This window comes from Paenibacillus sp. LBL (assembly GCF_029893715.1).
GTDB lineage: Bacteria > Bacillota > Bacilli > Paenibacillales > Paenibacillaceae > Paenibacillus_AQ > Paenibacillus_AQ glucanolyticus.
Map to the genome: position 1 here is coordinate 82,511 of NZ_JARXYU010000017.1, position 19,688 is coordinate 102,198.

The following is a 19,688-nucleotide window of genomic DNA, read 5'->3' on the forward strand; positions in this document are numbered from 1 at the left end:
ACGTAATTGTCATTGTTGTGTAAAAGTCACCCTGTGGCAATTACATCCCCCCAGCATTATTTCCCTTAATAGTCCGGTTATAACCGAATTCAACCAATGTTAAACGAGATAAATCAAGCTGATCCCATGGAAAAAGTTACGTCATGGATATATAAAAAAGCTTCGGTCCAGCGTAATCGACATGCTGGACCGAAGCTTGGTTGTGGCGGCACTTTATCGAGTGCCGCGTTTTTTGGCTTTCAGGAGGCGATCCATAGAGGAGCCTCCTTCCGGTGCCGGCCCGGTATCCTCGGGCCGGTCTTTGCCCTCCCCCTGCGCCTTCGGCGGCGGGGGAGGCGGTGTAGGCGCGCTTCCCTTGCGCGCGCCATCGCGCGCCTCCGGCGGGGCCTTGCGGCCCCCTGCCGGAGCTGCGCCAGGTGCCGGGGCAGGGCTCCCGCCCCGGGCACTGCTACCCGCGCCGCTGCGCTCGCGCGCGGGCGGGGCCTGCGGCGGCTCAGCGGAGCTGCCGCCGTAGAAGCTGGCGGCGCGGGCTTTGCGCGCCGCCAGCCGCTCGAGGCCGGCGTCACGCGCGGCCTCGGCAGGAGCCGGCCGCCTGCGCAGCAGGGCGGCCAGCCGTGCGCCGATGGCGCCCCATGGCAGAGCCAGACGCCGCACGGCGATGTCGGCGACCCACAGCAGCAGGGCCGCCACCAGCAGCGGATAACTCCAATCATGGAGGTTCATCCGCGAGGTCGCCTGCCGGTCGAACACTTCGGCCGGATTGTCCCAGGATAACACGCGGCCGCCGGTAACTTCGGCCAGGCGCTTCATGGCTTCCTCGCCGCTGCCGGAAGACAACCGGTATTCCGGAGAATACGGCACAACAAAACCTGTGCCGGGGGCAGCCTGCAGCGCCTCTTCCCCGCTGGCATCCTCAAGGGACATGAGATACGCTCCCGGTTTGGACACATGGACAAGTCCGGTATAACGGCCGGGTGCCTCCTGAATAAGCTCCACCGTCTGTTCACCGGCCTCGTCATCCCCGATGACCGCATTCAGCTTCTCCGGCGGGTTCTCACCCTCGGCGATCACCTGCAGCTTCACCTGGTTTCCGGCAGTCTCGGTTGTGACTTCATAAGGCGAAGACGTAAACTGCGGAAACGTCCACTTCACGATTTCGGTCAGCGTGCTGGCGAAGCCGGGCCACGATACCCACTCCTTCGACCACTTCCCGCTTAAATCACTCGTCCATGCCACCGTCCGGCCGGATCCGTACTGCCAGCGCGCCAGGATCGGGTCCGGTTCCGGACTGGACAGAACCGTCTGGGCCGAGGACTTCGGTGTTGTTGCTACATAACCATACAGTCCCGGTACGCCCTGCTGGAATAGACTTGCCCAATCGCCCGCGTTCTGAACGGCAGGAACAAAGGGTTTATCCACGATATAGGATTTGGCCAGCATCACCGCCTCCCGGCTAAATACCGCCGGGAGCGTAGTTTCATCCTCAACGAAGTAATAACGGCCTTTGGCTGCCTCCGCCAAGGATTGAAGCAGATGGGTATCGGCATCCGTACCTACCGCAACGGAGGACATCGTGATTTTGTTCTCCACCATCGTGTCAGTCAGATCCTGATAACCGGAATTCATGGCGGACTGTCCATCGGTCATCAGAATGATATGTCTGCGCTGTGATTTGATCTTCAGCATTTCTTCCAGCGCCGAGGAAACGGCCGGATAAATATTGGTCCCGCCAGCACTCGGAATCGACTGGATGCTGCTGAGCACCTCTTCCTTATTGCCCAGTTTCTGCGGCGGTACCACCCACCAAGGCTGATCGTCAAAAGCAACAACGCCGACCGTATCCTTGGATCTCAGCAATTCAACCGTACGCATGGCCGATTCTTTGGCCAATTCGATCTTGGTACCATCCATACTGCCCGAACGGTCAATGACAAGAATGAGGCCAAGCGAAGGAATTTCCCGTTTGCCTTCCAGCTCCATGGAGACCGGCAGCGCTTTTTCAATCGGGGTTTTAAAATATCCGCCCATCCCAAAGCTGTCCTCGCCGCCCGCCATCATGAACCCGATGCCAAAGCTCCGGACCGCCTGCTCGATCAATTCCATCTGCTTGCCGCCTACATCGCTGCCGGAGACATTATTAAAAATAATGCTGTCATACACGGCGTACTTTGCCGCTTCCAGCGGAAGCAGCTCCGGCGGAATCACTTCGGTGCCAATCATTCCCGATTCCAGTGCAGCCGTTATATTCCCTGACGTTCCCGGCGTCCCTTCAACGATCAGCACTTTCGGGGGACCTTCTACCCGGGTAAAATCGAAAGCCGCATTATTGGCGGCTGCTTCGTCTTCGTCCATGAAGATTTCAGCACGATATCGGTGCAGACCCGGGCTCTTGGCCAAACCCTTCACGGCATACCGGTTCTCACCAGGCGTTACATCCACACGCTCCCGGCCGATCTCGCGATTATCCTCATATATGCGCAGTTCGCCGGATGTCTTGAAGGTGCTGCGAATCATAACCTCCACATAGAACGACTCTGCCTGATACAGCTTATCCGGAACCTTCAGCTCCTCGACAGCCACATCCTGGATAACCTGCTTCGGGGTCGGAAGCACATCAACCGCGATTCCCCGATCTTTCAGCAGCCTGCCCGCTGCGGCCATACTGCCTACGTTCTCTTCCCCGTCCGAGATCAGCACGATTCGTGAATCTCTGCTGCCCTCGAACAGGCTCCCCGCGAGCTGAAGCCCTGACTCCAGTCCGGTAAATCGCTGCTCCAGCAGCGCATTTAAAGAGGCGCCCGCGTTATCCGCAGAGGATAATCGCCGTTCCACAGCCCCCTCAAGGCCTGTAGATACAACAGCGCTGCCATCCTTCTCTCCTTTTGCTGCAAGGGATTCATTAATCCAGCCCGTAATCCGTGCAGAGTCCCCCATACTGTCCGAACGGTCAGCCAAATACACAACCTGTTTATCGTGCAGTACGGTAAAGCCATGAAGACCCGATATCATCAGAATTAATAATAGAATGACGCAGGTTCGAAAAAATAAGGCCAGCTTCTTGCGAAAACCACTTAGTCGAAAATCTGATTTATATGCGTAATAGAGAAACGCTCCCGCCGGAATCAGCAGCAGCAAAAACCACGGTTGGCTAAATTGAACGCCCACGCTGGTACACCCCCCATTCCGCTGCGATAACAGCCAGTGCCAAGGCCGCGAGCCATGGCATTAACGAACTGGCGCGGTTTCCCGCTCCGCTGCGCTCCGATGCCTGATCACGATCACCAGCCTTGCTCTCATCCGAAGTCGGTGTCGATTGACTCACCGTCGGCCCCTGATCATTACTCCAGTCCGCTTCGTACGGATCGGCCGTCACGGCCAGCCAAAACTTCAGCTTCTCACCCGCTTCATTCTGCTGTTCAAAAGCGTACAGACCCGGATATTCCGGCACAATCTGCACCGGGGATATCCCCTGCTCATTGCGCAGGGCATCCATAGCAGGGAAGCTATCAGCAAGAGCGAGACCGCTCTTGGGAATCCATGCCGCCTTTACCGTATCTGCCGCAATCGGAATATCCGCTTGCGCACCGGCCATATACCGGCCAAGACCGCTTCCCTTGCCCGAGGTCATCCACTCAAGCGCATTGCTGACCATAACCGGGAATTCCGGCGATAACGGAAGGTCGCTGTCCTGAAGCAGGAAATTAAACGACAACCGCGGTCTGCCGCTTTCGGTTCCGGCATATACAATAGGCTGATCACCCAGCTTAATTACGGGTTCACCCCACGCAGGTGCTTGATCCACCAATGTACCGAAATAGACACCCGACAAAGTGACATAAGCGGTCACCGGATGCTTGGCAAGGACGGGGCGCCCTCCCTGACTGCCTACCTTGGTTCCTTCTCCGCCAATCGTCCACAACGGGGTTTTGGCCGTCAGATCAGCCCATTTTCCTTGCCTGAAGCCATCCGGTATACTTCCGTCGATAACGAGCAGATCAAATTCACCCTCAGGTACGGGCGGCACATCCGAATTGACGCTATCTTTGTCTACATCCTTGTCCTTGCTCGTATTCTCATCCTTCTTGCCATCCGATCCGTCCATAGCAACCCGGGTCACTTCGGCTCCGCTCAACTGCAGCGCCTTCTCGAGGAACAGATTGCCTGAAGTCAGCAGCAGCACGCGGGAAGACCCGTGGCCCAGGCCAAAAGCAAAGGATGCATTGTCTGCCGCATATCCGTCCTCCTGGGATAACTCGAGCCGGTACACTTCCGCAAACGGCAGATTCGCAAAGGACTCCGTTAATTTCTTTCCTGGCTCCAGCTCCAGCACTTTGCTGGTCAATAACTGCTCATCCCCGTATAGGTTTACTTCAGCCGAGACAGATTTCTTGGCATTCGTGCTGATGACAGCGACCGCCGCATAGGATGAATCTGCATCACCCTTCGGTGAGATGCCGAATTGGTCAATGGATACGTTATGCGGGAGCTCCCCCTGCACCTTCTCCACCGATACCGGAACCTGAAAAGCAATGGGAGCCGTATCCGGCTTCCAGTAGCTATCCGTAAAGATAACAACCTCTGCATCCGTCTCCTCCCGTGTCAGGGCTGAAGCGAGCGACAAGGTTTCCCGATAGGCGGCCGGTCCATAATAGGTACGCAAGCCGTCAACGGCCTTGTCGATTGCAGCCCGGTCACTTTCATGGGCTGCCAGCGTCACGGGACTCGCTCCCACGGATAAAAGTGTAATCTCGCTCCGTCTCCCTTGCCCCTTCACATATTCCTTAATCCGCTCCTGCATCAATGCCAGCCTTGTTGCTTCGCCTTCAGCTGAAGAAATCTGCGCGCTCATGCTGCCCGAGGTATCGGCAACAATGACGACATGGGCGCTGCCTCCTCCGGACACCTGCATAAAGGGCTGCATCAGTGCGAAGACCATCAATGCCGCTGCAAGCAGCTGGAGCCACAGCAGGAGCCGGTTTTGCAGCTTCTGCCATGGCCTGTTGGCCTCCAGGTTCCGCAGTACCCGATCCCACAGCAAGTGGCTGGGAACGGTTGTGTCTACATATTTTCGCTTGAACATATACATGAGCACGATGGCCGGCAGTGTTAAACCGAACCATAAACTCAGCCATGATTGAACCCCCAAAGTGTCCCCTCCTTACTCCCGTGGACCCTGACTTGCAACTTGCCGCTCTCACATTCGAATATGTGCCTGACCTTCTTATCTCTTCCTGCACCATCTGTTGGCTAATAGGAGCCTTTCTTAGAGACCCGTATTCATAAGTACTATTGTTCAGTGGTCAACATTAGACGAGCTTCCCAGACTTTCCAGGCTCCCTGAGCCACATGTCCCTCCTGAATATGGATATTGAACCACGCAATAACTTGCTGGCCCTATCCCCTATCCAGTGACCAAGCCTGCCCCCGCAAGCACCCCGAACATCGCTTCCGTAAGCGGCATATCCGCGGGAATCAGCACGTATGACATTCCCCTCTCCGCGCACACACTGGACAGCATCATTCGATATCGCTCCAGCTCTTCCTTGTAGGCATCAAGCACTTTACCCGTAAGCGCCACTTCTTTTCCACTCATCGTTTCGCTGTCGACCAATCGCAAGTCACCAGCCAGCTTGGGCTCCAGCTCTTCCCTCGACAAGACGTGCACCAGCACCACTTCCTGCCCGGTACCGGACAACAGGGACAGTGCCCTGAACAGCTCCTCTTCACCGCCCTCCAGCCAGAAGTCCGAGAAGACCCAGGTCATTCCAGGCTGTCTGGGCAGCGCACCCGGCACCGCAAGTGCCGCGCTCAAGCTGCCCTCGCCTCCTGTTTCTGCCCCTTGCAGGAATGAAAACAGTCGATGAGCCGAGCCTTTTCCTCTCATGATCGGAAGACGGTTGTTGATCGTACGGCTGTAACAAGCAATCTGCAGCCTGTCGTAAGAGGACAACGCCATGTAACCGATGCTTGCAGCCAACTGACGCGCAAGCGTCCATTTCGGGCTTCCCTTCATCCCCGACGGGTCTGCCGTGACTGGTGAATCTGCTGCCGATGACATGACGGTTCCCATCGATGCGGAGCAATCCACAAATATGCTGACTGTCAGCTCCTGCTCGTCCATGAATTGACGCACGAACGCTTTTCCTGTACGAGAATATACGCCCCAGTCGAATCTGCGGACATCATCTCCCGGTGAGTATACACGGTAATCGGCAAACTCGAGCGATGAGCCGAGCCGGCGGGATCGTCTCTTTCCCTGCAGCGTTCCTGCAACCCGTCTCTTGGCGTCCAGGCTCAGACGCTCCAGACGCGGGAGCCATTCCGGAGGCAGCAGGTGCCCGTCCCCGGTCACGCGGATGCCTCCAGCGCCTGCAGAACCTCCTGAATCACACGGTCGGTCGTAACGCCCAGCGCCTGACCCTCGAAATTCAGAAACAAGCGGTGACGCAGCGCCGCTAAGGCCACGGCGCGGATATCACCCGTCGAAACATGCATCCGCCCGCTGCATAAAGCACGGACTTTGCTGACCGAAATGATGGACTGGATCCCTCTTGGTCCGGAACCAAACTGGACATATTTACGGACTGCCTCCGGCGCTGAAGCTTCTTCCGGATGTGTCATCATCAGCAGACGAACCGCATAATCCAGAATCTCCTCGGCAACAAGGACCTCCTTGGCCCCGCGCTGGATTTCCAGCAGCTCTTCCCCGGTCATTTGCCTTTCCACCTGGAACTCGTGCGAGGACGTCGTTCGTTTCACGATTTCCTTCAATTCGTCCGCGCTGGGATACGACACCTCAATCTTCAGCAGAAAGCGGTCAAGCTGCGCTTCCGGCAGCGGATAGGTCCCCTCGTTTTCCAGCGGATTCTGTGTAGCCAGTACAAAGAAAGGCCTTGGCAGCTGATGGGTCACCCCTCCGACCGTAACGGTTTTCTCCTGCATGGCCTCCAGCAGCGCACTCTGGGTTTTGGGCGTGGCCCGATTGATCTCGTCGGCAAGCACGATACTGCTGAACAGCGGCCCCCTCTGAAACGTCATCCCTGTGTCGCCATGCTGTCCGAACGACAAGATATTGGTGCCTGTTATATCGCTTGGCATCAAATCCGGTGTGAACTGAATACGGGAAAATGACAATTCCAACGCTTCCGACACCGTGCGGACCAGCATCGTTTTGCCGAGTCCCGGAATCCCCTCCAGGAGGGCGTGGCCTCCTGCAAAGATACACCAGAGCATCTGCTCCACAACTTCCTGCTGTCCGACAATAACCTTGCCGATATGTTCCCGCAGGCCTGATATTTTCTCCATCCATTCCTGTGGTCTCACTGCAATATCCGACATGGACGAAACCTCCATCTTCTTGGTAAAGTTCAAGTTCTCATTATTGCTGTCCGTTATGGGCTACCTTGTGCCTTACGGGTTCGGATTGATTTGTATGAAATATTCCTCGACCAGCCCTTGCATCTGGTCAGGCAGCTGATTGCGGTCTAAGGTCTTGCGAGCCTCGGTCTCATAGTCACGGTACACTTCCTCATACGGTCTCGACATCCCCGGAGCGGTCGGCGAAACGCCGCCCTTCTGAATGTCGCCTCCGCCGCCCTTGATCGCACCGGAGTCACTCTGTACATTACCGCTGCCCTTGTAATCCCTAGGGATCGTCACAAGCTCGCGGCCGCCAGTGCCAAGCCCCGCTCCGCTGCCAGTTCCTGCTCCTCCGCTGCCACCTGAACCAGAACCAGAACCAGATCCAGATCCAGAACCAGATCCAGATCCGCTTCCTTGCCCGCTACCAGCGCCTTGACCCGAACCGGCTCCCCCTTCACCGGAGGATCCCTCCGAGGCTTCGCCTTGCTCTCCCGAACCTTCCCCAAGACCTGCCTGTGCCAATGCCTCCGCGCTGCCTCCATTACTCCAGGCGTCGGATACTGACATCCCTGCAGCCGCCATCTGATCGGCTAAACTCAATCCTTGTGAAGCAAGTGAAGACGCAAGAGAGGCGGCCGACTGCGACTGACTGTCCGATGCGGCTTTCGCTTGCGCCGCTTTCGCCAACTCCTCAGCCAATTGCTGCAGCGCTTCTTCCAGCTCCTTCGGCAGCTTGCCGTCCTTCAGAGCATCCGCTGCCTTCTTGAGCTCTTTCTCAAGGTCACCGTTTTCCATCTGCTTGGAAGCTTCCTCCGCCAGTTTTTTTAATGCGTCGGACAGCTCGTTCTTCTCTTCCTGGGACATCTTCTTCACCTGCTCGGTGAGTTTTTTCATTTCCTGCTTCAGCTCTTCGGCCATACCCTCAGCAAGCCGTTTACCTACTTGAGACAATGCCTTCTCCTGCTGCATTTTCTTCGCCAGTTCAGACAACGCCTTCGCTTTTTCCTCCTGCTGCTTCGCCAGCTTCTCCAGCTCCTTCATCGCTTCCTCCAGCTTATCCAGCGCTTGCTCGGGCTGCTTCTCATGGGCCAGCGCTTTCTTCAAGGCATCCAGCTTCTCCTGCAGCTTCTTCCTGTCAGCAGGGTCAAGCGTTTCCTTCTGGAGCTGCTCTGCAAGCTTTTCGGTTTTTGCTACCTGCTCTTTCATCCAGCTCTGCTGCTCTTTGGCTGCCTCCACTTTCTTGTCCATCGGATTCGGAACAAACACAAGGACGATCACAGCAGCAAGCGACGCGCTACATATCCAAAGCTGTCTTTTTCGACTTGGGGAAGGCAGACGCTCCGGCAACTGCTCCGCAAACCGCGCGCCGTAACGCTCCGCCTGCTCACGCTGCCACTTCGCGGCCTGCGACTCCTCTTCCTTAAATGACAGGGCTGTCACCATCATGTCGCTTCGCTCCGCTCCGTCTGGAACCTGATCCATGACCGATGCGGCCTCCTCGATCGGAACCCGGTGCAGCCACCCCCACAGCAGGCCACCAAGACCCGCCGCAATCGGAATGACAACGGATGCGACGGGAAGCCAGGCTATAGGCACGAATCTCCCAATCACGAGCAGCAGCAGCAGAGCGGCGAAACCCGCAATGAGCCCGTATAATGCATATGCGACTACACGAAAGCGCTGAAGCCGCCGTCTCGCTGCTTCAACAAAACGCATGATGTTGTCCATGGTTATTCCTCCTTACTCTGTACAATCCTTGGTACTTAAGCTCCGCTTACGGTCGGCTCTTGTTCAGGCGGAAGTGCGTCTTTGGCTTTATCCTTTCGCTTGCGTCTTGCGATGGGGCGTATATTCCGTATCGCAATCCACAGGGCAAACACGATCACGACCGAATACACAAGCAGAAACTCCAGCCATAATTCAATAGGAGCCTTACTATTCAGGCTTCCGCCGTATAGCAGGAACACGTCTTTTGAGAACGATGGATTAAACAAACTCATCATCGCTCCCCCCGGATTCAATCCAAGCAGATATCCTACCCAGGAATACGATCCCGGAGCTGGCGACTGTCCGTTAACATACATATTCCGCTGTTCAATTCCCATAAAGAACAGATACAACAGGCCCGTCACGAGAAATATAATAAGTCCTGTGCCATAGGTGACAATAATCGCTACGATGGTTCTCTTGAATAAGGTGGAGAACATCACGCCAAGCGAACCGAGCAGCAGCATCACGAATAAGTAGAATACAAATACCGAAATGAGCTGTTTCGGTGAAATTCCCCCATACAGGAACACGATGCTATATACCGGCAGTGTTGCAAGCACAATCAGTGTCATGAAACTCAGTGCCGACACCAGCTTGCTCAGGACAATCGTCGCCGAGCTTTGCTGCGTCGTTAGCAGCATGCTCAGCGTTTGCTTTTCACGTTCGCTGCTGATAACCCCGGCGGTTAGTGCCGGCGCCATGAACGCAATGAGGATAAGCTGGGCAAAACTCAGCACATAGAACATCATCTGGCTCGTTTGCGGATCGAACCGCTGTGGTCCCCGCTGGCCCAAGTATAAAAAGAGATAAATGAAACCCATTGCAATAGCCCCAAGCGCCAAAACGTACAACAACACCGACAGCATGGAACGCGTGGAACGCATCCGCAGCCGAAATTCCTTATCAATGACCGGGTTAATTAATTTTCTGCTCCAATTCATTCGCGGGGTCCTCCTTTGGTAATTTCGAGGAATACATCCTCCAGGTTGCTCTGCGCTTCCTGAAACGAGACAATCGGAATTTCCCAGGAGACCACCTGCCGAAGCAGCGTGCTTTGCTGTGCATCATCCCCGCTATAATGAACATGAACCCCGGTGTTGTCTATTAATACAGACGTGACAAACGGCTCATCCCTCAGCTTCTCGGCAAGCTCCTCTTCACGCTCAAGGGTGCGGATATGAATGACTTTTTTCACGCGAAGCCGGCTCTGAATATCGGCAACCTTGCCTTGGGCCACCATCTCCCCGTGCTCGATAACACCGATCTCGTCTACCATCTCGGCAAGCTCGGGCAAAATATGCGATGAAATGATAATGGTCTTGCCCATGAGTTTCAGTTCCTTCAATATTTCACGCATCTCGATCCGAGCCCGCGGATCAAGCCCCGAAGCCGGTTCATCCAGAATCAATACATCGGGATCATGCACCAGACACCGGGCAAGGCATAACCGCTGCTTCATGCCGCGCGAGAGACTGTCTACGTACGTATCCGCCTTGTCGCTTAAATTCACAAGCTCCAGCAGCTGCGGAATCAGCTGCTCCCGCTCAACACGCGGGATGCCGTAACTTGCCCCGTAAAAATGAAGGTATTCGGTTGACTTCAACTGGTCATATACGCCAAAGAAATCCGGCATATAACCGATCCGCTTGCGAACCTCTTTCGGGTGCTGCGTAACGTCGTATCCACCGACTTTGGCAACGCCCGAGGTTGGCAGCATCAGAGTGGCTAATATCGACATCGTTGTTGATTTTCCTGCTCCGTTAGGACCGACGAACCCGAACACAGTCCCCTTCTCGATATGGAGGCTGATGTCTTTTAAAGCATGGAATGTCCCGTATTTTTTGCTCAGGTTTGTAATTTCGATCATTGAATGGCCTCCCCCTTCACAGACAGCTCCGGCATCATAAAGTTGGTCTGATCCTTAGCGGTTAACATGAACCTGATCCGGTTAGCCACGATGTAGTCCTCCGGATTTCCTGTAATGGTATGCACATTGTTCGTATCGCTTACGGGCTCCCATTCATTCTTCTTCGCGTTCCAGATCTCCATCGTTACGTTGTTGTTTAATTTGGTGCCTTTGATGGACAGCTCCGAATATTGGATGTTGCCTTCCGATATTAACGGGAATTCAGCGATTACCGTGCCTTGTCCCATCTCAACGCCATGAGGGAACGTCCCGAACATCGGCGTGTTCACCTGGGATACTTCAGGAGACAGGAAACCGTAAGGAATGTTAATCTCTCCGCTCAGGCCCCATTCGATAGTCACGGGCTGAATCCAGAAATTAAGCTGGTCACTGTCCACCTCTGCCCCTTTCAGCGTATAATTCGTCAGATGGTCCTTGCTCCATCCCAGAATGTAAGCATCCTTGTTGACCATTCCCATCGAATACCCGTAGTTGGATAAAATATCGCGCTCCCGCTGTTTCGGATCATTCGGAGAATAAGGGAACAGCATGCCGGATAAATCTCCACTCACAAACTTGATGATTTGTTGTGGGTCCTGAGGAATTGCCACCGCTTCACCCTTCTTGATATCTCCAAGCTTATAGGCATTGCCTCCAACAACAAGCACCACCTCGGTCAAATCGTTAATGGTTTCATTGGTGACCTTCCCGTTTAATGCTCCTTTGGCATCGAGCTTTAGATCCATGGCCAGACGCCCCATCTCCTCCGTTCCCTGGCGGTCGGCCCATACCTTGGCTAGCGACCACTGAGACATATCGCGAAGCTCAAGCGTTGTGGATTCCTGTTCCACCCGGACAAAGCTCTTGCTCTCGCCCATTCCCCCGAATGTATTCCGGGCACCTCCCGTCTTCAAATACGTATTCGCTGGAAACTCCAACGCATAATTCCCGCTTCGAGGTGTGAAAAAAGCCGAGGCTGTGGATTTAACCGCATCTCCCTGACCGTTCAGCTCAATCAAGTTTATGGTATGTGCGAGTTCCCTCGTCTTGTCGGATGAGCCAGCGACATAAACCGAAACGCTTGCAATGACGGCGATGATCGGAATCAGGAACCACGCCCATTCCCGTTTATCCGCCTTCTTCAAAATAAAGTAGAGAATCGGTGCCACCACAACCGCATAAATAATGAGCATCCACAACAACAGCGTGAAGGACGGCATCTTCAGGGAAGGGAAATATTCCAGCACATAATTCAGATTATCCATAAGCGAGTTGTAGATCATACCATTTTGCGAACCTGTCATCGGAAGATTGCTCCGCAATACCGATGCCCAGGCATCCGGATGGCCTGCCCAAGAACTTACCGGCTCCATAGCCAGATCATAGGCAGCGTATTGAACACTTCCTTGGCCGTAGGCATGCGAGGCAAACAAAGGCTGGCCGTCTGCTTCAATCCCGATTTTGGCGCCTTCCACCACCTTCGCTGTGGAGATGGTAAAGTCCCCATCCAGCTTCAGCGGCTTCCCTCCAAGCTTCTCGAGTTCGGATAGTGACTGAACAGAGGCCGTTCCATTCGCAACAACCGGTGCGATATCGGCAAACGGTGCTGCTGTTTTGGCGTAACCCGCTCCTCCTGCCAGGACCAGCGTGCCGCCGCCGTTAACCCAACCCGTTATCGCTTTGCGCTGAGGTTCTGATAACGTATCGGATGCAAAATTGTTAATAACGATCACGTCCAGCCCGCTAAGCAGCATCGGATCCGTTGGTATGCTGGCCGCCTTAAGCGGAAATACGTTCAAGCTGTTGCCTTTACCATTAAGAACGTTCATGAAATTCATTGTATCCGGATCATCGGATAATACAGCAATGATTGCACCTTGATACGGGGAGGCCTGGAGATAACTTTTCCCTGTTGCAAATGTCGTCGGCTTTCCCTTGGAATAAGAGCCTTCATAGAACAGGATCTGATTATTATCTTTATTAAGCATCGTCCCCGGAATGCCAATGACTACTTCCTTCGGCGTATCCTTTGGCAGATCCACCTGCTGCACATAGGAAGTTTGATACCTATTGCCATTATTGTCCTGAATTTGCACAACCACGTCACCGGAAATATCCCGGTCACTTGTTAAGGTCAGCTTGACAGGACTCCATTTTTGATTTTTGATCTTGCCTTGGTAACCCATTTCGGATTGAATTCCAATCTTCGCTCCGTCGGCGTAGACCTTTCCTGCCGGAATTGACAAGGATAACGTTGCCATAATCAGCAGTGCCACTATCGGCAGCAGAATCCACGTTTTTTTTGTATAAAACGACAACTGATGATTCCCCTCTCCACATATAAATTGCTTTCTCATGATAAATTACACCTATAAATCAGAAGACTTATGTAATGGTTCTCTTGGCAGTTCAACTATATTGACGAGTCGAAATTATAAAAAGTTTGACGTTTCTCTCCATAAAAGGATACACAGGGCCGATTTTTGCGGGCTTCGGCTGGAGCTTGGGCTTATTTTCCAAAATAAAAATTAAATAAAAATCCCGCTCCAAGAAGAAGGAGCGGGATCAAGAGCTAATCCATTGCAGCGTTAAAGTGTCAGGCTGCTCCATTGTACTTTCTATGATGAATCGTCGGGATTGTAGTTGCTGCTGATGCAATTTAGGGTGTAAACTCTCTTATTCACCTATCGATACTTACACGCCAGGTTGATACACTTTAATTGAATACAACCGTTTTATTGTTATGCACCAGAATCCGATCCTCGACATGCCATTTGACGGCTCTTGCAAGCACCACGCGTTCAATGGTACGGCCAATGCGCTTCAGCTCGTTGACATCATCCCGGTGACTTACACGCTGCACGTCCTGCTCAATAATCGGTCCGCCATCAAGCTCCTCGGTTACATAGTGGGCGGTTGCTCCGATGATTTTCACGCCGCGATTATAGGCCTGTGCATAAGGCTTGCCACCGACAAAAGCCGGCAGGAAGGAATGGTGAATATTGATAATCCGGTTCCGGTAATGTTCGATAAAGGTTGGCGAAATAATCTGCATGTACCGCGCCAGAATGATAACGTCGATATCATCGCCGATTACATCCAGTTGACGTTTCTCCGCTTCGGGCTTTGTATCTGCCGTAACCGGAATATGGTGATACGGGATACCGAATGATTCCACATATTCTTTCATATCCAGGTGATTGCTTACCACCAGCGCAATATCTGCATCCAGGTCGCCTGCCTGCCATTGCCACAACAACTCTACAAGGCAGTGATCCTCTTTGGATACAAAAATCGCCAGCCGTTTCTTACGGGCTGCATGGTAGATATTCCATTCCATACGGAATTGGTCCGCAACTTCCAGGAACGATTCCTCCAGTTGAGGAAGCTTGGTGTTCAGATCCTCCAGATCAAATTCAACCCGCATAAAAAACATACCGCCTGCAGGATCCATCGTATACTGGTCAGACTGAACGATGTTCGCACCATGCTGATACAGAAACTGGGAGACCGCTGCCACGATTCCTGGTCCATCCGGACAGGAGATGAGCATGCGGGCACGATTAGGGTACTGGCCTGCCACAGACGGCAGATCCTTCTTGATGTGAATTTCCATGAGACTCGGTGATCCTCCTCTACATCTACAATTAGCGTGAATTGGCCTCCCAAGAAAACCAACCGCAGCAAGCGGAAGTTTTCTTGAGAATGCCTTAGTCATCTTTACTTTAATGAATGCCTCTTCTATTGAAGCTTATGAAGTCAGAGAAGTCCCGGATAACCAGGCGATGATGCGCTGATTGATCTGCTCCTCCGCAAGTTCAGGCAATAATCCAGCTGCCATGACCATATCATACAGACGCTCCATCGGTTCGCGTGGATCTGCTTTTTTGGCTTTGGCATCATTCTTCAGAAGTGTCCACGTATCCAGCACGAACGAACGGGAGTCGATTCCTTCCTTAGCAAAGAAGGCTCGCAGCTCTTCCACTTGCTGAACAAAGGATTGCCCGAAACGTCCTTCCACATCTCCACGCAAAAGCGCGATTTCAATTTCGTACATCGGACGCTGCGTCTTCGGATCTTTACCGATCCACGGCGTCTCCAGAATGAACGGTCTGCCTTGAAGTTTCTCGTGATGAACCACGCTCTGAATGGCTTCATACCCGATCCAACCGGTTCCGATCGGTGTATGGCGGTCTTTACCCGCTCCACGCGGGTTCTTGCTGTCGTTTACGTGCACGACCGTTAACCGGTCGAGTCCGATCAGCTTATCGAACTGCTCCAGTACGTTGTCCAGATCATTCACGATGTCATAACCTGCATCATGAATATGGCAAGTGTCGAGGCAAATCGCCAATCGGTCATTGTACTTCACCTTATCAATAATGGAAGCAATTTCTTCAAAGCTGCGTCCCATTTCGGTGCCTTTGCCGGCCATCGTCTCCAGAGCGATCTTCACTTCGGTCTCATCCGTACCGCCCAGAACTTCATTGAGTCCTTCCGCAATACGGTCAATGCCGTATTCGGCATCCTTATCTGTATATGCACCAGGATGGAGAACGATATTCTTCACGCCAACCGCATGTGTCCGGCGAATCTCCTCCTGCAGGAAACTCACGGCAAGCTCAAACGTATTGGGCTTGTACGATCCGAGGTTGATAATGTATGGCGCATGGACCACAATCTCATCAATCCCGCTTGCTTGCATAGCGGCCTTGCCTTCTTCAATAAACATGGAATCGATCGGCTTGCGGCGCGTATTTTGCGGTGCGCCGGTATATATCATGAACGAGCTTGAGCCATATGATGTGGCCTCAGCCGTCGCAGTCAGCAATCCCTTGTCCGAAAACGACACGTGGGAACCAATTTTCAACATGCTGCATCCCCCTTTTTTAACACACAATTACACCTATTTTAGCTTGTATATCGAAATAAATCTAGAAGGGGTGGAAACGGAAGGACGTTCTTGGAAGGAATCCAATAATGTCGGGGGTTCTCGTCACTTCAAGTTGGAAACCGAAGGAATGCGAGGTAAGGCCTTGGAACGTGTTTTTGTGGGTGGATTGTGGGGAAATATAAAAAGAGCCCTTCGTCTCTAGTAGACGTTTGGGCTCTTCATGCTTCTTTACGCGAATGTAATAAGGTCATAATCACAATTCAAGACGCTCGCGATCCTTAGAGCAATTGATACAGGTGTATCACTGGGGTTCTGTTCGTATTGTCCGAGCTGATCACTACTAATACCAATTGAATTCGCCACCGACTCAATAGTTAATCCTCTTGACTCTCTTAATTCTTTTAACCCTATCGGCTCGTCCTGCCTGTATTTACTCCCCTTATTCATGCGACTCCGCCTCCGTATTTTCTCGTTGTACTTACACCTCAAGAGATAACATGGTAAAATTTATCCTTGAATCACCTTCCTTCGAAAGGAGCAAGCAAATTGAAACGCGTCTCCAGAGGGAGATGCTTACTTCCTGATCTACTCATTGCTAGGGGAATGTCACAGAATGACTACGCCGTTAAATCCGGAAGACACCCTAGAATGATTTCACATTTCTGCCGAAACGAAAGAACGATGTCTCCTGAGGATATGTATGTCGCCTCGAAAATACTTAAGTGCAGTATGGAAAATCTGTATGAGTGGATAGAAGAGTAAGTAGCGGGAATACCGCACCCTCTTGAGATGTCCAGAGCAATTCGCTCTATTTTGTTAAATTGTACCTCTATTTCCTCTATCACTCAATTGGTAAAATATTACTTTCGCAAGCTAAATAGAAATCCTCTCGTTTTTCGACGACAATCCACCCAGCATCCTTCAAAGACAAATTGCTTCTCTCCGCATAGTATTTCTTCACACCCTTATCCGTTAACAAGCGAACATAACACGGTGACTTCATTTCAGCTTCATGTCTTGCAATCACATTCTTAACATCTTTATTATTTGTAACCGCTTCACATATGAATGAGTAAGTTTCCATGTCGTGTCACCTCTGAGTAGTATTGGAAACATCATACAACGAACGTCAGTTCCTATCAAGTCTTGTTTTCGTAACTGCGCACATGTATGATGGAACGTATGTTCCGTTATGTATAGGAGGGTATATACATGAGCTTCCCAGAATCTATTTCGTCTGATGATCGCATGTGTGTTAAAAAGTACATATTGTTACTGTTGGTTATAGCAGCTTACGAACGCGATTGCCGTTATATGGAGGTTAATCTTAAAACACCGGGACCATATGTTGATACAATAAAATTAGCTGTAGACCGAGCGTGGGGCGACCTAAAGGATATTAAAAGACACTTCCGCTCGAAAGGCCTTAAAGTATACGAGCAAACCAATACCCAAAATGGGATACAGGCGAAGTTTATGTGTAGGGGATACAGATCAGAAATGGAACTGCGCTGGGAGTTTATAACGGCAGAGGCATCTGTATTGATGCGTAAATACCTTGGGTTAAATATAAGCCATTATGAGGATAGAACTGGGCCAGAAGAGTTATGGAATAAATATTAAAGTTCGTAGAAAATCTATAAATAGTCAAAAAGCAATAGAAATATTTTCCTATATCTGATAGACTGGGTTCGTGTTCATATATTAACCAAAGGGGTGCTTTTGTAGTAATGGAAGCTATAAGTATTATAGGGTTTCTATCTTTTGTTGTTTTTCTAATCATGTCAATAGTCTCGCTTTTCAAAAAGAATGGGAAAGAAAAAAGGAATTTGCTAATTTCCGTAACCTGCTTTGTTGTATTTCTGATCGGTGCATTTAACACGGATATGGGGACATCCCCTACAAATAAACCAGTCACTGCTTCTGAGGATTCAACCGATCCATCTAAAACCGCCGGTAATGATGAACAAAAAGAGAACAGCGAATCAAGTGAGAATGAAAAAAGTAATGAACCTACTGAGGAAGAATGGCAGGAAAGTTATAGAAAAATTATGATGAATGAAGCAAGAACTTATATACAACTAACAGTTCGTGGAACAATATCAAAGGATCGATATAATTCTTCAGTGGGTGTACTAAATCAGCAGTTAAACAAACTCAAAGGCGATGACAAAGCAAAATACGACGAACTCGTAAAGGCTGTAGAAAAGGATGATTTAAAGACCGCCAAAGACAAATACACAGCCTTGGGCGGGGAAGATTTCGAAGATCTTCATAAAGACCCGAAACCGAAGGAAGTCGAGAAACCCGAAGAGGCAAAGACAGAAGATGTACCTAGAGAACATAAATCAGCATTGAAAAAAGCCGAACAGTATGCGGAAGTTATGAGTATGTCAAAGGCTGGTATCTATGATCAATTAACTTCTGAATACGGAGAGAATTTCCCTAAAGAAGCCGCTCAATATGCTATCGATAACATTGTATTCGATTGGAAAGAAAATGCATTAAAAAAAGCGAAACAGTATGCAGAATCTATGAATATGTCAGATGACGCTATTTACGATCAATTGATTTCGGAATACGGTGAAAAATTCACTAAGGAAGAAGCGCAATACGCGATAGATAATTTAGAATAAGATAAAAATGACCCTATCAGCACATAGCCGATAGGGTTTTTTAATATGTCCAATAATCAAAAGTGCTTCTTGCTTTTTTTGCTGGTGGAGGTTCGTTATCGTCTTTTAACACGATAATACCGGTGGTTGTTGTTTTGTCCGGCCACTGAATATATCCGTGGTCCTCTAAATACTGCAGAGACAAAAGAATGTCCTTTTTACTCCGGCCTGTCTTTGCCTCTAATAGCCGGAAGACGGGCATTTGCCCTTGTTTATGTGACGGGTAATTTAGAAGTATTCGATGGAGCTTTCTTTCAGCATCAGGTAGCATTCCATTCATCCCCCTTATGCGAATGTATGTTTGTATTATATCAGGCCAGAAAGCAAAAAAGAACCCCGCATGCCGCCACCTCGGGGTCCCTGTAGCTCATAATTTTATTCCTTAGTTTCAAGTGTAGCCGTTTTAGAATTCTGGTCCCATCCAATCTTTGCACCGATCGCCTCGCCTACATCCCGCAGGGGAACAAAGGTTACGCCATTTTCAAGCTTACCGTCTTTGATTTTCTTTCCGTTCACGATGACATTTACCTTTTCGCTATCTTGTTTCACGTTGTCAGCCCCCTTTCTTGATAGTCCTTGTTTAAGTTCATCCATCCGGAAATATTGACCTGGGCAGGCTGTTGACGCAAGTTCTCCATGGCCGACTACCTTTGCCGAGGGACATTTCCCCAATAGCCAAGCATTTAAAGCGATCCCTGAAGCAATCTGCGCATCGGTCATCTGCTGTTGAGTAAAATCGCCTTGGTATCCAACATGAAGCGAATCATGATTGTGACCTTCTACGCCTGCCCCATAATGGAATCCACGGCCTTCATAGATCGTTCCGTCAAACCCAATCCACCAGTTATAACCGATCCCGTTCCAACCTCGCGAGTTTTTATGAAAATCATGGACCTCGTAAATCCCCCATGTTTTATGAGCCATATGGTGTTGGACTAAATAAGCCACCTTGGAAGGTGGCGGCTCTAATGCATATTTAAATTTCAGGCCAGTATTGATGATGTTTGGCTTTGTCACTCTGTTGTTCCCCCTTTCCGTGGCTCTGCACGTTGATCTTTTTTATCCTGCTCAGACTTGAACC

The 19,688-nt window shown here is 51.2% G+C and carries 16 protein-coding genes and 1 pseudogene; 3 read left to right on the top strand and 14 right to left on the bottom strand.

Translation table 11 applies throughout. The features are described 5' to 3' along the window. Positions 1-213: 213 nt before the first annotated feature. From M2277_RS25905 to M2277_RS31795, 11 genes are all read right to left on the bottom strand, one after another. Complete coding sequence (locus M2277_RS25905; RefSeq protein WP_280755960.1) at positions 214-3,165, bottom strand: VWA domain-containing protein; 2,952 nt, start codon at positions 3,163-3,165, stop codon at positions 214-216. Then, positions 3,149-5,146, bottom strand: a complete 1,998-nt coding sequence (locus M2277_RS25910) for a vWA domain-containing protein (RefSeq protein ID WP_280755961.1) — start codon at positions 5,144-5,146, stop codon at positions 3,149-3,151. Before M2277_RS25910 ends, M2277_RS25905 begins: the two co-directional genes overlap by 17 nt. 255 nt (positions 5,147-5,401) lie before the next feature. Next, positions 5,402-6,352: a DUF58 domain-containing protein gene (locus M2277_RS25915; RefSeq protein ID WP_006212334.1), complete on the bottom strand. Its 951-nt coding sequence runs from the start codon at positions 6,350-6,352 to the stop codon at positions 5,402-5,404. Then, positions 6,349-7,338: an AAA family ATPase gene (locus M2277_RS25920; RefSeq protein ID WP_006212335.1), complete on the bottom strand. Its 990-nt coding sequence runs from the start codon at positions 7,336-7,338 to the stop codon at positions 6,349-6,351. Before M2277_RS25920 ends, M2277_RS25915 begins: the two co-directional genes overlap by 4 nt. 72 nt (positions 7,339-7,410) lie before the next feature. Then, positions 7,411-9,090 carry a phage tail tape measure protein gene (locus M2277_RS25925; RefSeq protein ID WP_280755962.1) on the bottom strand — a complete coding sequence of 560 codons (1,680 nt, stop codon included), beginning with the start codon at positions 9,088-9,090 and terminating at the stop codon, positions 7,411-7,413. 35 nt (positions 9,091-9,125) lie between these two features. Next, positions 9,126-10,073: an ABC transporter permease gene (locus tag M2277_RS25930; RefSeq protein ID WP_280755963.1), complete on the bottom strand. Its 948-nt coding sequence runs from the start codon at positions 10,071-10,073 to the stop codon at positions 9,126-9,128. Beyond that, the gene (locus tag M2277_RS25935) at positions 10,070-10,999 is read right to left on the bottom strand and encodes an ABC transporter ATP-binding protein (protein WP_280755964.1); all 930 of its coding nucleotides are present in this window, start codon (positions 10,997-10,999) and stop codon (positions 10,070-10,072) included. Before M2277_RS25935 ends, M2277_RS25930 begins: the two co-directional genes overlap by 4 nt. Further along, the gene (locus tag M2277_RS25940) at positions 10,996-13,395 is read right to left on the bottom strand and encodes a DUF7408 domain-containing protein (protein WP_280755965.1); all 2,400 of its coding nucleotides are present in this window, start codon (positions 13,393-13,395) and stop codon (positions 10,996-10,998) included. The genes M2277_RS25935 and M2277_RS25940 overlap by 4 nt, the downstream gene beginning before the upstream one ends. Before the next feature lie 359 nt (positions 13,396-13,754). Then, entirely contained in the window at positions 13,755-14,654 is a 900-nt protein-coding gene (gene purU, locus M2277_RS25945; RefSeq protein WP_006212341.1) for a formyltetrahydrofolate deformylase, read from the bottom strand. Positions 14,655-14,789: 135 nt separating this feature from the next. Beyond that, a complete protein-coding gene (locus M2277_RS25950; protein WP_006212342.1) occupies positions 14,790-15,911 on the bottom strand; it encodes a deoxyribonuclease IV in 1,122 nt (373 codons plus the stop codon). A 249-nt stretch (positions 15,912-16,160) separates the two neighbouring features. Further along, the gene (locus M2277_RS31795; RefSeq protein WP_481857787.1) at positions 16,161-16,379 is read right to left on the bottom strand and encodes a helix-turn-helix domain-containing protein; all 219 of its coding nucleotides are present in this window, start codon (positions 16,377-16,379) and stop codon (positions 16,161-16,163) included. A 99-nt stretch (positions 16,380-16,478) separates the two neighbouring features. Between M2277_RS31795 and M2277_RS25955 the strand changes: the two genes are divergently transcribed. After that, on the top strand, positions 16,479-16,694 hold the full coding sequence (locus tag M2277_RS25955) for a helix-turn-helix domain-containing protein (protein ID WP_280755966.1): 216 nt from the start codon (positions 16,479-16,481) through the stop codon (positions 16,692-16,694). 79 nt (positions 16,695-16,773) lie between these two features. On the opposite strand, the gene M2277_RS25960 is transcribed toward M2277_RS25955, so the two are convergent. Beyond that, the gene (locus M2277_RS25960) at positions 16,774-17,016 is read right to left on the bottom strand and encodes a hypothetical protein (RefSeq protein ID WP_280755967.1); all 243 of its coding nucleotides are present in this window, start codon (positions 17,014-17,016) and stop codon (positions 16,774-16,776) included. Positions 17,017-17,144: 128 nt separating this feature from the next. Here M2277_RS25960 and M2277_RS25965 point away from each other — a divergent pair, with 128 nt between their 5' ends. Both M2277_RS25965 and M2277_RS25970 read left to right on the top strand, forming a co-directional pair. Next, positions 17,145-17,555, top strand: a complete 411-nt coding sequence (locus M2277_RS25965; protein ID WP_280755968.1) for a YhjD family protein — start codon at positions 17,145-17,147, stop codon at positions 17,553-17,555. Between the two features lie 677 nt (positions 17,556-18,232). Further along, positions 18,233-18,568 (top strand): annotated as a pseudogene (locus tag M2277_RS25970) (Ltp family lipoprotein); the annotation flags it as partial. A 40-nt stretch (positions 18,569-18,608) separates the two neighbouring features. On the opposite strand, the gene M2277_RS25975 reads toward M2277_RS25970, so the two are convergent. Next, positions 18,609-18,878 carry a hypothetical protein gene (locus tag M2277_RS25975; RefSeq protein WP_280755969.1) on the bottom strand — a complete coding sequence of 90 codons (270 nt, stop codon included), beginning with the start codon at positions 18,876-18,878 and terminating at the stop codon, positions 18,609-18,611. A gap of 104 nt (positions 18,879-18,982) precedes the next feature. Continuing rightward, the gene (locus M2277_RS25980) at positions 18,983-19,624 is read right to left on the bottom strand and encodes an N-acetylmuramoyl-L-alanine amidase (protein WP_280755970.1); all 642 of its coding nucleotides are present in this window, start codon (positions 19,622-19,624) and stop codon (positions 18,983-18,985) included. Between the last annotated feature and the right edge of the window lie 64 nt (positions 19,625-19,688).

Bases quoted from the DNA above. Each gene is read 5' to 3' on its own strand.
- M2277_RS25920 (WP_006212335.1), bottom strand. From the start codon at position 7,338: ATGTCGGATATTGCAGTGAGACCACAGGAATGGATGGAGAAAATATCA.
- M2277_RS25925 (WP_280755962.1), bottom strand. From the start codon at position 9,090: ATGGACAACATCATGCGTTTTGTTGAAGCAGCGAGACGGCGGCTTCAG.
- M2277_RS25930 (WP_280755963.1), bottom strand. From the start codon at position 10,073: ATGAATTGGAGCAGAAAATTAATTAACCCGGTCATTGATAAGGAATTT.
- M2277_RS25935 (WP_280755964.1), bottom strand. From the start codon at position 10,999: ATGATCGAAATTACAAACCTGAGCAAAAAATACGGGACATTCCATGCT.
- M2277_RS25940 (WP_280755965.1), bottom strand. From the start codon at position 13,395: ATGAGAAAGCAATTTATATGTGGAGAGGGGAATCATCAGTTGTCGTTT.
- purU (WP_006212341.1), bottom strand. From the start codon at position 14,654: ATGGAAATTCACATCAAGAAGGATCTGCCGTCTGTGGCAGGCCAGTAC.
- M2277_RS25950 (WP_006212342.1), bottom strand. From the start codon at position 15,911: ATGTTGAAAATTGGTTCCCACGTGTCGTTTTCGGACAAGGGATTGCTG.
- M2277_RS31795 (WP_481857787.1), bottom strand. From the start codon at position 16,379: ATGAATAAGGGGAGTAAATACAGGCAGGACGAGCCGATAGGGTTAAAA.
- M2277_RS25960 (WP_280755967.1), bottom strand. From the start codon at position 17,016: ATGGAAACTTACTCATTCATATGTGAAGCGGTTACAAATAATAAAGAT.
- M2277_RS25965 (WP_280755968.1), top strand. From the start codon at position 17,145: ATGAGCTTCCCAGAATCTATTTCGTCTGATGATCGCATGTGTGTTAAA.
- M2277_RS25975 (WP_280755969.1), bottom strand. From the start codon at position 18,878: ATGCTACCTGATGCTGAAAGAAAGCTCCATCGAATACTTCTAAATTAC.